The sequence below is a fragment of the Sphingoaurantiacus capsulatus genome, from assembly GCF_042648405.1.
In the GTDB taxonomy this organism is placed as follows: Bacteria; Pseudomonadota; Alphaproteobacteria; order Sphingomonadales; family Sphingomonadaceae; genus Sphingoaurantiacus; species Sphingoaurantiacus capsulatus.
The window spans coordinates 246,386-259,970 of record NZ_JBHRXV010000004.1 but is presented as its reverse complement, the minus strand read 5'-3'; the positions used below and the strand labels follow the sequence as shown (position 1 = coordinate 259,970).

General features: G+C 68.3%; 14 protein-coding genes. 9 read left to right on the top strand and 5 right to left on the bottom strand.

The window, feature by feature from the left end; translation table 11 throughout:
* Positions 1–62 precede the first annotated feature (62 nt).
* From ACFOMD_RS06465 to ACFOMD_RS06455, 3 genes are all read right to left on the bottom strand, one after another.
* Positions 63–1,379: a PDC sensor domain-containing protein gene (locus tag ACFOMD_RS06465; protein WP_380858619.1), complete on the bottom strand. Its 1,317-nt coding sequence runs from the start codon at positions 1,377–1,379 to the stop codon at positions 63–65.
* Between the two features lie 99 nt (positions 1,380–1,478).
* On the bottom strand, positions 1,479–2,486 hold the full coding sequence (locus ACFOMD_RS06460; protein WP_380858616.1) for an inorganic phosphate transporter: 1,008 nt from the start codon (positions 2,484–2,486) through the stop codon (positions 1,479–1,481).
* A complete protein-coding gene (locus tag ACFOMD_RS06455) occupies positions 2,483–3,607 on the bottom strand; it encodes a DUF47 family protein (protein ID WP_380859585.1) in 1,125 nt (374 codons plus the stop codon). Before ACFOMD_RS06455 ends, ACFOMD_RS06460 begins: the two co-directional genes overlap by 4 nt.
* Positions 3,608–3,719: 112 nt before the next feature.
* Between ACFOMD_RS06455 and ACFOMD_RS06450 the strand changes: the two genes are divergently transcribed.
* The 4 genes from ACFOMD_RS06450 to ACFOMD_RS06435 all read left to right on the top strand — a co-directional run bounded on the left by ACFOMD_RS06450 (position 3,720) and on the right by ACFOMD_RS06435 (position 8,467).
* A complete protein-coding gene (locus ACFOMD_RS06450) occupies positions 3,720–4,154 on the top strand; it encodes a MarR family winged helix-turn-helix transcriptional regulator (protein WP_380858613.1) in 435 nt (144 codons plus the stop codon).
* A complete protein-coding gene (locus ACFOMD_RS06445) occupies positions 4,151–5,356 on the top strand; it encodes an MFS transporter (protein ID WP_380858611.1) in 1,206 nt (401 codons plus the stop codon). The genes ACFOMD_RS06450 and ACFOMD_RS06445 overlap by 4 nt, the downstream gene beginning before the upstream one ends.
* Positions 5,353–5,475, top strand: coding sequence for a hypothetical protein (locus ACFOMD_RS06440; protein ID WP_380858608.1), 123 nt, complete (start codon positions 5,353–5,355; stop codon positions 5,473–5,475). Before ACFOMD_RS06445 ends, ACFOMD_RS06440 begins: the two co-directional genes overlap by 4 nt.
* A 148-nt stretch (positions 5,476–5,623) precedes the next feature.
* Positions 5,624–8,467 carry a M16 family metallopeptidase gene (locus ACFOMD_RS06435; protein ID WP_380858605.1) on the top strand — a complete coding sequence of 948 codons (2,844 nt, stop codon included), beginning with the start codon at positions 5,624–5,626 and terminating at the stop codon, positions 8,465–8,467.
* 7 nt (positions 8,468–8,474) lie between these two features.
* On the opposite strand, the gene ACFOMD_RS06430 is transcribed toward ACFOMD_RS06435, so the two are convergent.
* Positions 8,475–9,248, bottom strand: a complete 774-nt coding sequence (locus ACFOMD_RS06430; RefSeq protein ID WP_380858602.1) for a Crp/Fnr family transcriptional regulator — start codon at positions 9,246–9,248, stop codon at positions 8,475–8,477.
* 186 nt (positions 9,249–9,434) lie between these two features.
* On the opposite strand from ACFOMD_RS06430, the gene ACFOMD_RS06425 reads away from it, so the two are divergent.
* Positions 9,435–10,151, top strand: a complete 717-nt coding sequence (locus tag ACFOMD_RS06425; RefSeq protein WP_380858599.1) for a Crp/Fnr family transcriptional regulator — start codon at positions 9,435–9,437, stop codon at positions 10,149–10,151.
* On the opposite strand, the gene ACFOMD_RS06420 is transcribed toward ACFOMD_RS06425, so the two are convergent.
* The gene (locus ACFOMD_RS06420) at positions 10,148–11,296 is read right to left on the bottom strand and encodes a hypothetical protein (protein WP_380858596.1); all 1,149 of its coding nucleotides are present in this window, start codon (positions 11,294–11,296) and stop codon (positions 10,148–10,150) included. The two genes, ACFOMD_RS06425 and ACFOMD_RS06420, sit on opposite strands and share 4 nt — an antisense overlap.
* A 329-nt stretch (positions 11,297–11,625) precedes the next feature.
* Here ACFOMD_RS06420 and ACFOMD_RS06415 point away from each other — a divergent pair, with 329 nt between their 5' ends.
* The 4 genes from ACFOMD_RS06415 to ACFOMD_RS06400 all read left to right on the top strand — a co-directional run bounded on the left by ACFOMD_RS06415 (position 11,626) and on the right by ACFOMD_RS06400 (position 13,560).
* Positions 11,626–11,832: a hypothetical protein gene (locus tag ACFOMD_RS06415; protein ID WP_380858593.1), complete on the top strand. Its 207-nt coding sequence runs from the start codon at positions 11,626–11,628 to the stop codon at positions 11,830–11,832.
* 131 nt (positions 11,833–11,963) lie between these two features.
* On the top strand, positions 11,964–12,671 hold the full coding sequence (locus ACFOMD_RS06410) for a PEP-CTERM sorting domain-containing protein (RefSeq protein ID WP_380858590.1): 708 nt from the start codon (positions 11,964–11,966) through the stop codon (positions 12,669–12,671).
* A 65-nt stretch (positions 12,672–12,736) separates the two neighbouring features.
* Positions 12,737–13,084, top strand: a complete 348-nt coding sequence (locus ACFOMD_RS06405) for a DUF6152 family protein (RefSeq protein ID WP_380858587.1) — start codon at positions 12,737–12,739, stop codon at positions 13,082–13,084.
* Between the two features lie 107 nt (positions 13,085–13,191).
* On the top strand, positions 13,192–13,560 hold the full coding sequence (locus ACFOMD_RS06400) for a hypothetical protein (RefSeq protein WP_380858584.1): 369 nt from the start codon (positions 13,192–13,194) through the stop codon (positions 13,558–13,560).
* Positions 13,561–13,585 lie beyond the last annotated feature (25 nt).

Genomic DNA, 13,585 nt, shown 5'->3' with positions numbered 1-13,585 from the left:
GTGAATCCGTTCACGGGCCAGTAGAAGCGTTGCGCGCGCGGCCCGCAATCCCCGCGAAAACCTCAGGATATCGGTGAATCGTCGACCTTCGCCAGCCGCCGCGCGATGGCGCCGATCTCGTCGCGGCGCGCGACGGGCAGCGCATGGCTCAGCGGCTCGCGCTCGGCGAGCGGCCGGCGGCGCTCGCGGTCGACGGCGTCGGCCATCTCGGTCAGCGGCCGGGCGACCTGCGTGATCAGCAGATGGTGGAGCAGCAGGAGGACGCCGGTACCGCCCGCGACGACCAGCGCCAGCGTCTTCAGCGTCACCTCGGCGGCACGGCGACGCACATCGCCGCCCTTCGCGATGACGACGAAGCGCCAGTCCGCGCCGCGCAGCGGTGCCGCCGCGATGAAGTGATCGTCGTCGGCGTTGTAGGCGATGCGCGCCTGTTCGCGCGCCCTGTCGGCAAGCTGCGCAGCGCGCGACAGGCGCGCGTCGCCGCTGCGCGCGATATCGAGGTAATCGCGGCGGCGCTCACTGCCGCTGTCGGTGCGGAAGCGGTGGGCGAGAAGCTTGCCGTCACCGGTCAGCATCATGTGCTCGGTCCCGGGTAGCCGTCTGTGCGAATCGCTTCCGGTCAACTGGTCAAGTCGCAGCGCCACGCCCCACGCGCCGATATGCACGCCGTCGACCCGCGCCGGCGTCAGGCAGCCGACCATCAAGTCGGGCGAGCGGCTGTCGTAGAGCGGCGGCTGCGGGCGGGTGCAGCGCATCTCGCCGGTGGGGTTGGCGGCGGGGAGCGTCATCTGTGTGATGTCATCGACAGCGACGCTGAAATTCGCGGGCGCCTGGCGTCGATAGAAATCGAGCCGGGCCGGCTGCTTCGGTGAGAAGATGATCGCCCTGTTCGCCGGGGTGTAGAAGAAGAAATTGTCGAAGCGGAAGGACACCGCCGGCCCGAAGCGGCTGACGACGCGCAGCGCCGCGAGCAGCTCGGCCTTCTCGTCGCGGCCGAGGTTGCGGCCATCGGCGATAAAGGCGCCGATGCCGAAGACATAGGTGCCGTCGCCCGGGGCATATCCTTCGTGCAGCGCATCGCTGCTGCGCCGCGTGCCGTCGGCACGTAGCGGAAAAAGCCGGTCGAATTCGGTGTCGATCCGATCTTGATCGAGCGAGCGCAGCGAACGGGCGAAGCTGCTGTTTGCCTGATCGTGCAGCTTGGCGAGGTCGTCGAACCGCCGGCTCTCGCGCCCCGCGCGCTCCGCGGCGTGATTGACCAGCTCGGCGCGCATCTTCTTCACCTCGCCGGCGTGGACGGCGAGATAGGTCAGCGCCGCGCCGACGACGGTGAACAGCGCCATGACGATCGCGGTCGGCAGCAGCACGCGCGTGGTCACCGTCTGCCGCCGCGCGTGTTTGAAACCCCATCCCACGCCGCGACGCTACACCCGCGATTGGGGCGCGCGGTACCTCGGAAGGGTCCGAGGTGGACTGATCTACTGGAACAGGCGTGTCAGCAGGTAGAAGAGCGCGCCGACGCCTGCGGAGGCGGGAATGGTGATCAGCCAGGCGATGACGATCCGCCCCGCCACGCCCCAGCGCACCGCCGAGGCGCGCCGTGCCGCACCGACTCCGACGACGCAGCCGGTGATGGTGTGGGTGGTCGATACCGGGATGCCATAGGCGGTGGCGGCGAACAGCATCACCGATCCGCCGGTGGAGGCGCTGAACCCCTGGTGATGCGACAGCTTGGTGATGCGCGTGCCCATCGTCTGGATGATCTTCCAGCCGCCCGACAGGGTGCCCAATGCGATGGCGATATAGCAGCTCAGCACCACCCATTCGGGCACATGGAAGTCGCCCTCCAGCATGCCCTGCGAATAGAGCAGCACGGTGATGATCCCCATCGTCTTCTGCGCGTCGTTGGCGCCGTGGCCCAGTGAATAGGCGGCCGAGGAGATGAGGTGCAGCGGCTTGAACGCGGTTTCGGCGAAGCGCGCCGTTGCCTTCATCAGCGCCCAGGACGTGATCAGCATGATCGTCATCGACAGGAGGAGGCCGAGCATCGGCGACATCACGATCGCCGAGGCGGTCTTCAGGATGCCGCCCCACATCAGCCCATCCATGCCGGCCTTCGACACGCCGGCGCCGATCAGCCCGCCGACCAGCGCGTGGGATGAGGAGGAGGGGATGCCCTTCCACCAGGTGACGAGGTTCCAGAACATCGCGCCGACCAGCGCGCCGAAGATGACGGCCGGGTCGACGATATTCTTGTCGATGATGCCGTTGCCGATCGTCTCGGCGACCTTCAGCCCGAACAGCCAATAGGCGGCGAAGTTGAAGAAGGCGGCGAACACCACCGCCTGCACCGGCGACAGCAGCCGTGTCGACACCACCGTCGCGATCGAGTTGGCGGCGTCATGCAGGCCGTTCAGAAAATCGAACGCCAGCGCCAGCGCGATCAGCGCGACGATCCACGGCAGGGCGACGACGGCTGTCGTCATGCGTGATCGATGACCAGACCGTCGATCTCGTTCGCCACATCCTCGAAGCGGTCGACGACGCGTTCGAGGTGACTGTAGATTTCGCGCGAGACGATGAAGCGCAGCGTGTCGCTCTTGCCGTGGTTGACGAACAGCGACTTCAGCCCCGCGGCGTGGATGTCGTCGGCCTGGCCCTCCATCCGCACCAGCCGTTCGGTCAGCTCGTGCAGCCGCCCGGCGTTGGCGCCGATGTCGCGCAGCAGCGGCAGCGCCTCGGCGGTGATCCGCGCCGCGTCGACGATGATCGCCGCCATGTCGCGCATGCCGGGCTCGAACTCGGTGACGTCGTACAGGCGGATGGCGCCGGCGGTCTGCTGCATCTGGTCGATGGCGTCGTCCATCGAACTGATCAGGCTGATGATCGCGCTGCGGTCGAAGGGCGTCAGGAAGGTGCGGCGCACTGTCTGCAGCACCTCGCGGATGATGTTGTCCGCCTCATGCTCGCGCTCGACGATCTCGTTGATATGGTCGGCCATGCCGGGGCCGCCCTGCAGCAGCCGGGCGAGCGCGCCGCTGCCGGCCGTCAAGGTCGCGGCATGCGCTTCGAACAGGCCGAAGAAATTGCCCTGCCGCGGCATCAGCGCCTGGAACCAGTTGAACATGCGGAAGCCCTCTTTCAGCGTGGCGGCGCCGGTCGGACGCGACCAGCCGCGGATGTCGCGCTGGAGGGCGGCGGGCCGGAAGTTGCGGATGAGTGCCTTCAGATCGGGTTCGTCGACGGCGTCGGCGGCGGCGTTCAATGGAAACCAGCGGCGCTCGCGCTGATGCTGCTCCTTCCACTCGGGCAGTTCGTCGGTGACGCAGATCGGGAACACCTCGACATCGACCATCAGCGACGCGCCGGTCCATTTGGTCTTGCGATAGCGATAACCGCCGATCGGCGTCGGGCAGGTCGCGCCGCGCACGCCCGCCTCCTCCTCGGCCTCCTGCGCCGCCGCGGCATGCGCGCTCATCCCCGCATCGATATTGCCCTTCGGCAGCACCCAGCGCCGCGTCCCCCGCGAGGTGACGAGCAGAACCGACGCCGGCCCGTCCGGCGAATTGCCGGCGATCCGATAGGGCAGGGCGGCGATCTGGCGAATGGCGGTGTCCGATTGTTACAGATTTGTGACGGACCTAGCCCTGCCCGAGTCAGCCGTCAAACTCGCAGATGGTCTCGACAGTTCATGCAATGCGTGTATATGCACGCATCGGATGAGCAAGCTCGACATCGCCTGTGCCTGCGGCCGCATCCGCCGCGCCTCGCGTGCGCTGACCCGCCTCTATGATGCCGCGCTCGACGGCGCCGGCCTCACCACCACGCAATTCTCGATCCTGCGGTCGCTGGCTCGCCTCGACGGGGCCTCGGTGACCGAGCTGGCGGCGGCGATGGGGCATGAACGCAGCGGGCTCACCCGGCTGCTCCGCCCGCTCGCCGACGCGGGCTATGTGCAGATGGGCAGCGGCGTCGATCAGCGCAGCCATGGTCTGCGCATCACCGACGCCGGCCGCGGCGCCATCGCGCGCGCGCTGCCCGGCTGGGAGGCGATGCAGGCGCGCGTCGAAACCTGCCTCGGGACGGAGGATCGCGCCGCGCTGTTCGATCTGCTCGAACGCATCGAGGCCATCGATGCGAAGGCGGCGGCATGAACGCGCTCGCCCGCCGCAACCCCTGGCTGGTCGTCGCCTGCGGCGCCTTCATCGTCACGCTGGCGATGGGCGTGCGCCAGTCGTTCGGGCTGTTCATGCGCCCGATCGGCCTCGACATCGGCATCGGCCGCGACATGTTCGGCCTCGCCATCGCCTTCCAGAATCTGCTGTTCGGGCTGGTGCAGCCGTTCATCGGCGCGCTCGCCGACAAGCATGGCGCCGGCCGCATCACTGCCGTCGGCGCGCTGGTCTATGCCGCCGGGCTGCTGACGGCGGCGAGCGCCACCAGCGCCTTCGGCCTGCACCTGTCGTTCGGTGTGCTGATCGGCCTCGCCATGTCGGCGACCACCTTCGTCACCGTGCTCGGCGCCGTCGGCCGCGTGGTGCCGGCGGAAAAGCGCACGCTCGCCTTCGGCCTCACCACTGCGGGTGGCTCGCTCGGCCAGTTCCTCGTCGTGCCCGCCGCGCAAGGCCTGTTGAGCGAACTCGGCTGGCGCAGCGCGCTGATCGTGATGGCGGGCGTCGTCTCGCTGGTGTTCGTGCTGGCCGCCGGCATCGCCGGCAAGCCTCCCGAAGCGGAGGAAGAAGGCCCGCCGCAGTCGCTGTCGGCGGCGCTCGCGGAAGCCTCGCGCCATCGCGGCTATTGGCTGCTCAATGCTGGCTTCTTCGTCTGCGGCTTCCACATCGCTTTCATCGCCACGCACTTTCCCGCCTATCTCACCGACAAGGGCCTCGATGCGAAGGTCGGCGCGATGAGCCTCGCACTCGTCGGCCTGTTCAACATCTTCGGCTCCTATTTGTTCGGCGCCTGGGGCGACCGCTGGCGGAAGAACTATCTGCTAAGCGGCATCTATACGGCACGGGCGCTGCTCATCGTCGTGTTCGTCAGCCTGCCGCTCGGCAACGTCACCGCGCTCGCCTTCGCCGCCGGCATCGGCTTCCTGTGGCTCGGCACCGTGCCGCTGACCTCGGGGCTCGTCACCGGCATGTTCGGGGTGCGCTATCTGTCGATGCTCTACGGCATCGTTTTCCTCAGCCATCAGGTCGGCAGCTTCTTCGGCGCCTGGGCTGCCGGCTATGCCTATGACCTGACCGGCAACTATGATTTCGCCTGGGGCGCCTCGATCGCGCTCGGCCTGCTCGCCGGTCTCGTCCATCTGCCGATCCGCGACGAAGGGCTCGTCGCCCGCCCCGCCGCATGACCCGCAGCCACGCCCTTGTCGCCGCCGCCGGGCTGGTTGTCGGCCTCGCCGGATTGCTCCTCTGGGACCGCTGGGGCGCGCAGGTCTGGCTCGACGCCGCTATCGCCTATTGCTTCTAGGCTTTACGGTCGATCCCGCGGCACGCCGCGCCAGCCTCGATGCAGACCGGGTGTTGCCGCCTCGCTGGCGACGCTGCGCGGCGACTGATCGATTGCCGGACTGGCTGTCGTGCCCCATGATGACAGCAACTCACCGGGGGAGATTCACATGATCCGTCATTTGCTGCGCCGCCGGCTGCTGCTTGCTGCCGCGCCTGTCCTCGCGTTCGCCGCCCCCGTCGCGGCGCAGGAGGCGGTGCCCGCGCCCGTCGGCACCCTGATGCCGGTGTCGCAATTCACCCTCCCCAACGGCTTGCGAATCGTCTTCCACATCGACCGCTCCGATCCCGTCGTCGCCGTCGCGCTCGCCGCGCACGTCGGCTCCGGCCGCGAGCTGCCGGGCCGCACCGGCTTCGCGCATATGTTCGAGCATCTGTTCTTCCTCGACTCCGAAAATCTCGGGCCGGGCGGGCTCGACCGGCTGTCGGCGCGGGTCGGCGGCTCGGGCGCCAACGGCTTCACCAACCGCGACCAGACCATCTACTTGCAGACCGTCCCCAACGACGCGCTCGAAAAGATGATCTGGGCGGAAGCCGACAAGCTGGGCTACTTCATCGGCACCGTCACCGACGCCGTGCTGGCGAAGGAAAAGCAGGTCGTCAAAAACGAGAAGCGTCAGGGCGTCGACAACGTCCCCTACGGCCACGCCTATGGCGTGATGTCGGAGGCGATCTACCCGGCTGGCCACCCCTATAGCTGGTCGACCATCGGCTCGCTCGCCGACCTCGACGCCGCCACGCTCGCCGACGTGCGCGCCTTCCACAAGCGCTGGTACGTCCCCAACAACGCGACGCTCGTCATCGCCGGCGACTTCGACCCCGCGCAGGCCAAGGCCTGGGTCACCAAATATTTCGCCGACATCCCGCGCGGCGACGCCGTCACCCGTGAGCCGCTGCGCCCCGCCATCGTCAAGGCGACGCAGAAGCTGCTGCACGAGGACAGCTTCGCGCAGCTCCCCGAACTGACGCTCGCCTACCCGACCGTCCCCGCCTTCCACGCCGACGAATGGCCGCTGGCGGTGCTGGTCGACCTGCTCGCCGATGGCCCCGACGGCCCGCTCTACAAGCAGCTCGTCGAGGAAGATAAGCTGGCCAGCGAGGTCACCACCGATCTCAACCACGCGCAGCAGGCCGGCGAAATCTTCCTCAGCGTCCGCGCCTTCGACGGCGTCGATCTCGACAAGGTGAAAGCGGCGATCGACGCCGGCTTCGCGCGCTTCGAAAAGCAGGGCGTCGACCCCGCCGCGCTGGCTCGCGTGAAGGCGGCGCACGAGGCGGCCTATTACGGCCGCTACGAAGGCGTGCTCGGCAAGGCCGCCGCCATCGCGCGTTACGACGGCTTTCTCGGCAAGCCGGACTTCGCCGATACCGAACTGGCGCGGCTGCGCGCCGTCACCGCCGCCGACGTGCTGCGCGTCTACCGCAGCTACATCGCCGGCAAGCCCTTCGTCGCCACCAGCTTCGTCCCCAAGGGCAAGCCGGCGCTGGCGCTCGAAGGCTCGACGGTTGCCAAGATCGTCGAGGAACCGATCGTGCAGGGCGCCGAGGCTGCCGTCGATGCCGCCGCCGGTCGTCCCGCCGCACGGCCGAAGACCGCGTCGAGCTTCGACCGCGCCATCGAGCCGCCCGCCGGCGCGAAGCCGGTGGTGAAGCCGCCGGTGCCGTGGATCGCGACCGCCGAGAACGGCCTCGCCCTTTCCGGCATCGAGGCCGCCGAGCTGCCGGTCGCCAAGTTCGAGATCGCCATCGACGGCGGTCGCCTGCGCGACGATGCGGCGAAGCCCGGCGCCGCCAACCTCGTCGCCGCGATGCTGCCGCGCGGCACCGCGAAGCGCAGCCGCGCCGACTTCGAAAATGCGCTGAAGACGCTCGGCGCCGAAGTCGGTGTCGAGGCCGGCGACGAGCGGTTGATCGTCATGGGCTCGACGCTCGCGCGCAACTTCGCCGCGACGATGGCGCTGGTTGAGGAAATGCTGCTCGAACCGCGCTGGGATGCCGCCGAGCTGGCGCTGGCCAAGTCAGCTACCGTCGCCGCCATCCAGTCCGACCGCGCCGAGCCCGAAGCGATCGCCGAGATCGCCTTCGCCAACGCCGCCTACGGCAAGGGCCATGTGCTCGCCGGCGATCCGCGCGGCACCGAGTCCTCGGTCGGTGCGCTCACCACCGCCGACCTCAAGGCCTATCACGCCGGCCTCGCGCCCAACGCCGCGCGCGTCCGCATCGTCGGCGCGATCGACGCGGCAACGGCCCGCGCCGCGCTCGCCGGGCTGGAAAAACGCTGGACCCGCCGCACCGTCGCGCCGCTCCCTTCCGCTGCGTTCAAGGCCCCCGCGAAGACGCATATCCTCTTCCACGACGTGCCCGGCGCCAAGCAGTCGATGCTGTTGTTCGCCGCCCCCGGCCCGCGCCGCGCCGACCCGGATTTCTTCGCGCTGACCGCCGCCAATTTCGTCCTCGGCGGCGGCGGGTTCGCCTCGCGGCTGACGCAGGAGGTGCGCGAAGGGAAGGGCTACACCTATGGCGTGCGCACCCGTGTCGAAGGCGGGTCGAGCGGCGGCCGCTTCGTGATGACCAGCCCCGTCCGCTCGAACGTCACCTTGGAGGCCGCGACCTTGATCCGCGACATCATGCGCGACTATGGCCGCAGCTTCACGCCCGCCGACCTCGACCTCACCCGCACCTCGATGTCGAAAAGCCGCGCGCGCTCGTTCGAGACGCTGGCGGCGAAGCTGCGCATGCTCGGCACCATCGGCGACTATGGCCTACCCGCCGACTATGTGGCGCGCGAGGACGCCGTGCTCGATGCGCTCACCGTCGATCAGGTGAAAGGGCTCGCGACGCGCTGGATCGACACCGGCCGCCTGAACATGATCGTCGTCGGCGACGCGGCCAGCCAGGCGCCACGCCTTGATGTCCTCGGCTACGGCGCGCCGGTCAGGGTCGACAAGCGCTGACCGGGGGTCAGTCGGTCGTGTTCAGGTGCAGATAGGTCGGGTCGAAGCCACCGGCGTCGACCAGCCCGCGCCAGTTGGCGATGCGAACCTCGCTGCCGCGCGTTTCGACGAGCCCGTCGCCGCGCAGCCGCTGCAGGGTGCGGTTGATGTGGACCGGCGTCATGCCGGTGGCGTCGGCGAGATCGGACTGCGTCGCCGGCATCTCGAAGCGATCGGCGCGGCCGATGCCCGCGGCTTCCGCGCGTACCGCCAGCTCGCACAGCAGATGCGCGACGCGCGCATAGGCGTCGCGGCGGCCGATGTTCAGCAGCCACTCGCGCGAGATCGCCGCCTCGACCAGCGTCTCGCGCCAGAAGGCCCGCGCGATGCCACGGTGCGCCGCCACCGCCGCGAGGATCGCGTCGTGCGGCAGCTGCGCGACATGCACCGCGGTCAGCGCGGCCAGCCCGTGATCGGACACGCCGAGCAGCGCCGCATCGAGGTCGATCACGTCGCCCGGCAGGTGGAAGGACAGGATCTGCCGCGATCCGTCGGCGAGCAGCTTGAAGCGGAAGGCATGGCCCTCGAGCAGCACATAGGCGCCATCGGGGGTCTCGCCTTCGTGCAGGATCGGCGCGCGGGCGGCGATACGGCGCGGCCGCACCGGCATCGCCAGCAGCAGCTCGGTCTCGCCTTCGCTCAGCGACGCATGCCCCGACATCTTGCGCAGGAAAACGCGCGCCAGTTGCAGACGGAGAACTTCGGAATCGCCGTCTTCGACGGCCGGGGGGAACGCATTCACGCTAGCGGCCTAGCGGCTCGGCGCCGGTTGCACATTAGTATGTACGTCATCGTACAGTTGTCGCCCCGCCCGCCTTGCTGCGCATATCCTTAGGCGACGATGACGGCGCGGCGCCTTAACCTATGAAAGTCACGGTCGAATTTTGGCGCGGGGAACAGCCGTCCCTTGCGCGCGGTTCTGTCCGGCATGGGCAAGGTGACAAAAGGGACGGTGCGCAACCGCCTGCTGAAAGAGCTGTCCGATGAGGATTTCGATCGGTTGGCGCCGCTGCTGACGCCGGTCGAGCTGCCGAAGCATGCGGTGCTGATCGAACAGGACGGCCCCGTCCTGCATGGCTGGTTCATAGAGGACGGGCTCGGCTCGGTGATCGCGCACGCGCCCGACGGCGATACCGCCGAACTCGGCCTCTACGGCTTCGAAGGCTTCGCCTGCGTCCCGTCGATCCTCGGCGGCGGCCATTCGCAGCACAGCCTTGTCATGCAGGTCGGCGGCAACGGCCTCCGGCTCCGGGCGGACGCGCTGCAGCAAGCGATGAGGGAGAGCGAGAAGCTCCACGGCCTCATGCTCTGCTACGTCCATTACTTCCTGACGCAGGTCGGCCAGACCGCGGTGTCGAACGCGATGCACACGGTGGAGGAGCGGCTGGCGCGCTGGCTGCTGATGTCGCACGACCGATTGGACGACGACCGCATTCCGCTGACGCATGAATATCTGTCGGTGATGCTCGCGGTGCGCCGCCCCAGCGTCACCACCGCGCTCCATGTCCTCGAAGGCCTCGGTTACATCCGCGGCCATCGCGGCGTCGTCCAGATGCGCGACCGCGAGGGGTTGGAGAGCTTCGCGGCGTCGGCCTACGGCATTCCCGAAGCGGCCTACGAGAAAATGATTGGCCCGCTGCGCTAGCTGGTCTCCAGCTTGCGGGTAGGATCGTCGGTAATGTCGAGCCAGCGTAGCTCCGGCTTCCCGGCATTGCGCTTGATTAGCGAATTGATTGGTATCACCGCCGGTGCGACGAAGGTGAAGCGCTCGATCCGGTAATTGCCGGGGTCGCCCGTTGTCGCCGCGAAGGCGGCATAGCGGCGGCCCTCGATCGATTGAAGGACGGGGATCGCCCAGCCCTGCCGCTTCGATCCGCGCAGCACCTCGACCTCATCAACCTTACCGTCAGGCCGAACCCAGAATCCGACGTCCACCCAACGGATCGGCACGATCTCTCCCGAGGTCGCGCCCGTCGCTGCCGACGCCATGCCGTAGCGGCGGGCATGCTCGGCCGACCGGTTGACGGCGTCGTTGATCGGCGGCGCCCAGACCAGCAGCGGTTTCGACTTCGCCGGCTGCGTGCCGACCATCGCGATCATCCGCTCGGCGGTGCGATAGTCCTCGCGCTCGCGCGCCACCCGCGCTGCCAGCACCGCCGCCTGCAACCGCACGCGGCGATCGGCGCCCGCATCGTCGGCCATCCGCGTCAGCCGTTTTTGCGCGGCAACATCTTGGTCGCGCGCCGCCAGCAGCCAGGCGCGGCGCAGGTCGACGACATCGGCGAGCAGCGGCATGCCCGCCGCCCGCGCGCGCTTTGCGGCCGATTTATAGGATTGCTCGGCCTCGGCGAGGTTGCCGATCTTCTCCTCCATGCTGCCGCGCTGCGCGACTGCGGCGACGGCGCGGGGGTGGGTTTCGCCAAGCGCTCTGTCGAGGATCGCGATGGCGCGCAGGCCCGACCGTCGCGCATCGCTGTGCTCGCCGACGTGCAGTGCGACTGTCGAATTGGCATCGTAGAGCGCCGACACTGCGTCAGGATGCGTAGCTGCATTTTGGCTATGCCGGCGGATCGCACGCTTCAGCGCCTTGCGCGATCCGCGATAATCGCCGGCGAGCAATTGTTGCTGCGCATAGGCGAGGGTCGCATTGGCCTCGCGATTGGGGTCGCAACCGCCGTCGCGGCATGCCGCATATTCGGCGTCGATCGCCTTGCGCCCGACGACGGTGATCGTCGGATCGGTCTCGGGAACCGCCTGCATCGCCAGTAGCGCCACCAGGGGACCGATCATTGCCGTCTCTCCTCGCGATCCCGCGAGCAGAACATTGCGCCGATCCGCTGTCGAGCCGCCCGCGCTACTACCGCATATCCCCGGTGATTCCGCCGTTTCGGAACTAACTTAAGTTAGCTCCGTTATCGCTTTGATCGCCTCGGCACGGGCGGTCGACCATCGGCAGCGTTCCGCCGGTGCGGCGTACTCCTTGGTTCAATGGCGCGAACCGACGCCCGCCTCGCGGCATCTCGCGGGCGGGCGTCTTTCGTGGTCGCGGGGGAGCTTATGTCTGAAGCCGAACATAGGGCGGGGCGTTAGCAGTCCCTAGGTAAAGAGTTGCGTTGCGTATGAACGACGATGAACGGGGTGGCGACGTCGACCGTCGCATCGACAGGTGGGAGGAGCTGCGCGACAGTCTTGGTCGCGATGCGCCCCACTCGATGGTGGGCTTCCTCAATGCCGAGATGGACCGGATGCGGCTGAACAAGCTCGGCGCTGATCGGGAGCGCGCGGCCGACGAAGCTGAGGCTAAATCCCCGAAAAATCACGACTAAACGTCGGCGGCCTTTACACTCCGCAACAATGTGCAACATTCGATTCACGCTAACCCACGGGAATCGATGACTTAACCGCATATGGCACGGCTGCTGCTTCAGATTCCTCCAAATCGGGGGGAATTTTCCACATGAAGTTTGTTGCTGCTTTCGTCGGCGCCGTTGCGCTCGCCGCCGCGCCGCTCGCCGCCGCGCCGATCACCTGGCAGGCGCCGACCGCCATCACCACCGCCGACGCCGCGCTGAACCTTGGCGGTACCATCGAATATGCGGTGTCGTGGAACGGCATGGGGCCGGTCGATGTGACGCTCGCCGACAACAGCGTCGTCAGTTTCGAGCAGGGCCAGATCAACGGTACCGGCTCGGTGCAGGTCGGCGGCGCCTACGGCATCTGCGGCGGCAACTGCGCCGAATTCTACGGCACCTCGAACAGCGCCTTCAACAGCGCGCTCGGCGGCTTCGCCTTCGATGGGCAGCAGACCGCGACGCTGACCAACCTCACCATCGGCCGCGAATATTCGCTGCAGATCTTCTCGCTCGATAACCGCGGCTGCTGCGGCCACCAGGTCCAGTATTGGTCGGACATGGTCGGCAATTCGACCGCCGGCTACGCGCACAACCAGGCGATCTTCACCATCGGCACCTTCGTCGCCGACGCCGCGACGCAGAGCTTCCGCGGTTACACCAACCTCAGCGGGCAGTGCAGCGGGCAACAGTGCACCAACCTCAACGCGGTGGTGCTGCGCTCGGCCGATGTCGCCGAAGTTCCCGAGCCGGCGATGCTCGCGCTGTTCGGCCTCGGCCTCCTCGGCCTCGCGACGCGGCGCCGCACCGCCTGACCTTGCGATCCCGGCTCGCGCGGTGTTCAATCGCCGCCGAGCGGGGGCTCGCAAGGGAGAGGGTGATGAAGAAGTTTCTCGCCGCGGCGCTGCTCGCCGCTGCTGTGGCCGGCCCGGTGCAGGCGCACCATGGCTGGAGCTCGTATGACGCGGCCAAGACCATCGAGATCACCGCCGCGCTCGACAGCGTCACCTGGGGCAACCCGCACGGCGCCGCCAAGGTCACCTATCAGGGCAAGAGCTGGGACGTCGTCCTCGCGCCGGTCGCGCGCATGGAGACGCGCGGGCTGACGAAGGAAATGGTCGCGCCGGGCAAGAAGGTGACGCTTGTCGGCTATCCGCGCACCGACGGCACCCCCGAAATGCGCATCGAACGCGTGATCGCCGCCGGCAAGACGGTCGAGCTGCGCTGAGCGTCGCCGACCTCGCGGCGCTGGTCGAGGCCTCCTCGTTCGGCGCCTGGGCGCGCGGGTCGGCGGTCGCCTATCCGGCCGCCAATCTCGCGCATCTGCTCGGCCTCGTGCTGCTGCTCGGCGGCATCGGCGTCGTCGACCTGCGCCTCACCGGCCTGATCCGCCGGGTGCCCATCGAGCCGCTGCTCGCCGCGCTGACTCCACTCGCCATCACCGGGCTGTTGTTGCTCGTCGCCAGCGGCGCGGTGATGTTTGCTGCCGACGCCCGCTCGCTGGTCGCCAACCCGATGTTCCTCCGGAAGCTGGTGATGATCGCGCTCGGCCTCGCCAACGCCGCGCTGTTCGCCCTCCTGTGGCGACGGCGGGTCGCGGGCTGGTACGACCGGGTGCCGGCGGGCGCGCGCGCCGCCGGCTTCGCGTCCCTCATTTTCTGGCTGCTTGCCGCCGCCTTTGGACGCCTCATCGCCTACGTTTAGCGAACATGGGCGGAAACAAATGTGC

What these genes read in the sequence shown, in the direction of transcription:
- ACFOMD_RS06420 (WP_380858596.1), bottom strand. Translation starts at nt 11,296, where the DNA reads ATGATCGGTCCCCTGGTGGCGCTACTGGCGATGCAGGCGGTTCCCGAG.
- ACFOMD_RS06440 (WP_380858608.1), top strand. Translation starts at nt 5,353, where the DNA reads ATGACCCGCAGCCACGCCCTTGTCGCCGCCGCCGGGCTGGTTGTCGGC.
- ACFOMD_RS06450 (WP_380858613.1), top strand. Translation starts at nt 3,720, where the DNA reads ATGAGCAAGCTCGACATCGCCTGTGCCTGCGGCCGCATCCGCCGCGCC.
- ACFOMD_RS06405 (WP_380858587.1), top strand. Translation starts at nt 12,737, where the DNA reads ATGAAGAAGTTTCTCGCCGCGGCGCTGCTCGCCGCTGCTGTGGCCGGC.
- ACFOMD_RS06445 (WP_380858611.1), top strand. Translation starts at nt 4,151, where the DNA reads ATGAACGCGCTCGCCCGCCGCAACCCCTGGCTGGTCGTCGCCTGCGGC.
- ACFOMD_RS06425 (WP_380858599.1), top strand. Translation starts at nt 9,435, where the DNA reads ATGGGCAAGGTGACAAAAGGGACGGTGCGCAACCGCCTGCTGAAAGAG.
- ACFOMD_RS06435 (WP_380858605.1), top strand. Translation starts at nt 5,624, where the DNA reads ATGATCCGTCATTTGCTGCGCCGCCGGCTGCTGCTTGCTGCCGCGCCT.
- ACFOMD_RS06410 (WP_380858590.1), top strand. Translation starts at nt 11,964, where the DNA reads ATGAAGTTTGTTGCTGCTTTCGTCGGCGCCGTTGCGCTCGCCGCCGCG.
- ACFOMD_RS06415 (WP_380858593.1), top strand. Translation starts at nt 11,626, where the DNA reads ATGAACGACGATGAACGGGGTGGCGACGTCGACCGTCGCATCGACAGG.
- ACFOMD_RS06460 (WP_380858616.1), bottom strand. Translation starts at nt 2,486, where the DNA reads ATGACGACAGCCGTCGTCGCCCTGCCGTGGATCGTCGCGCTGATCGCG.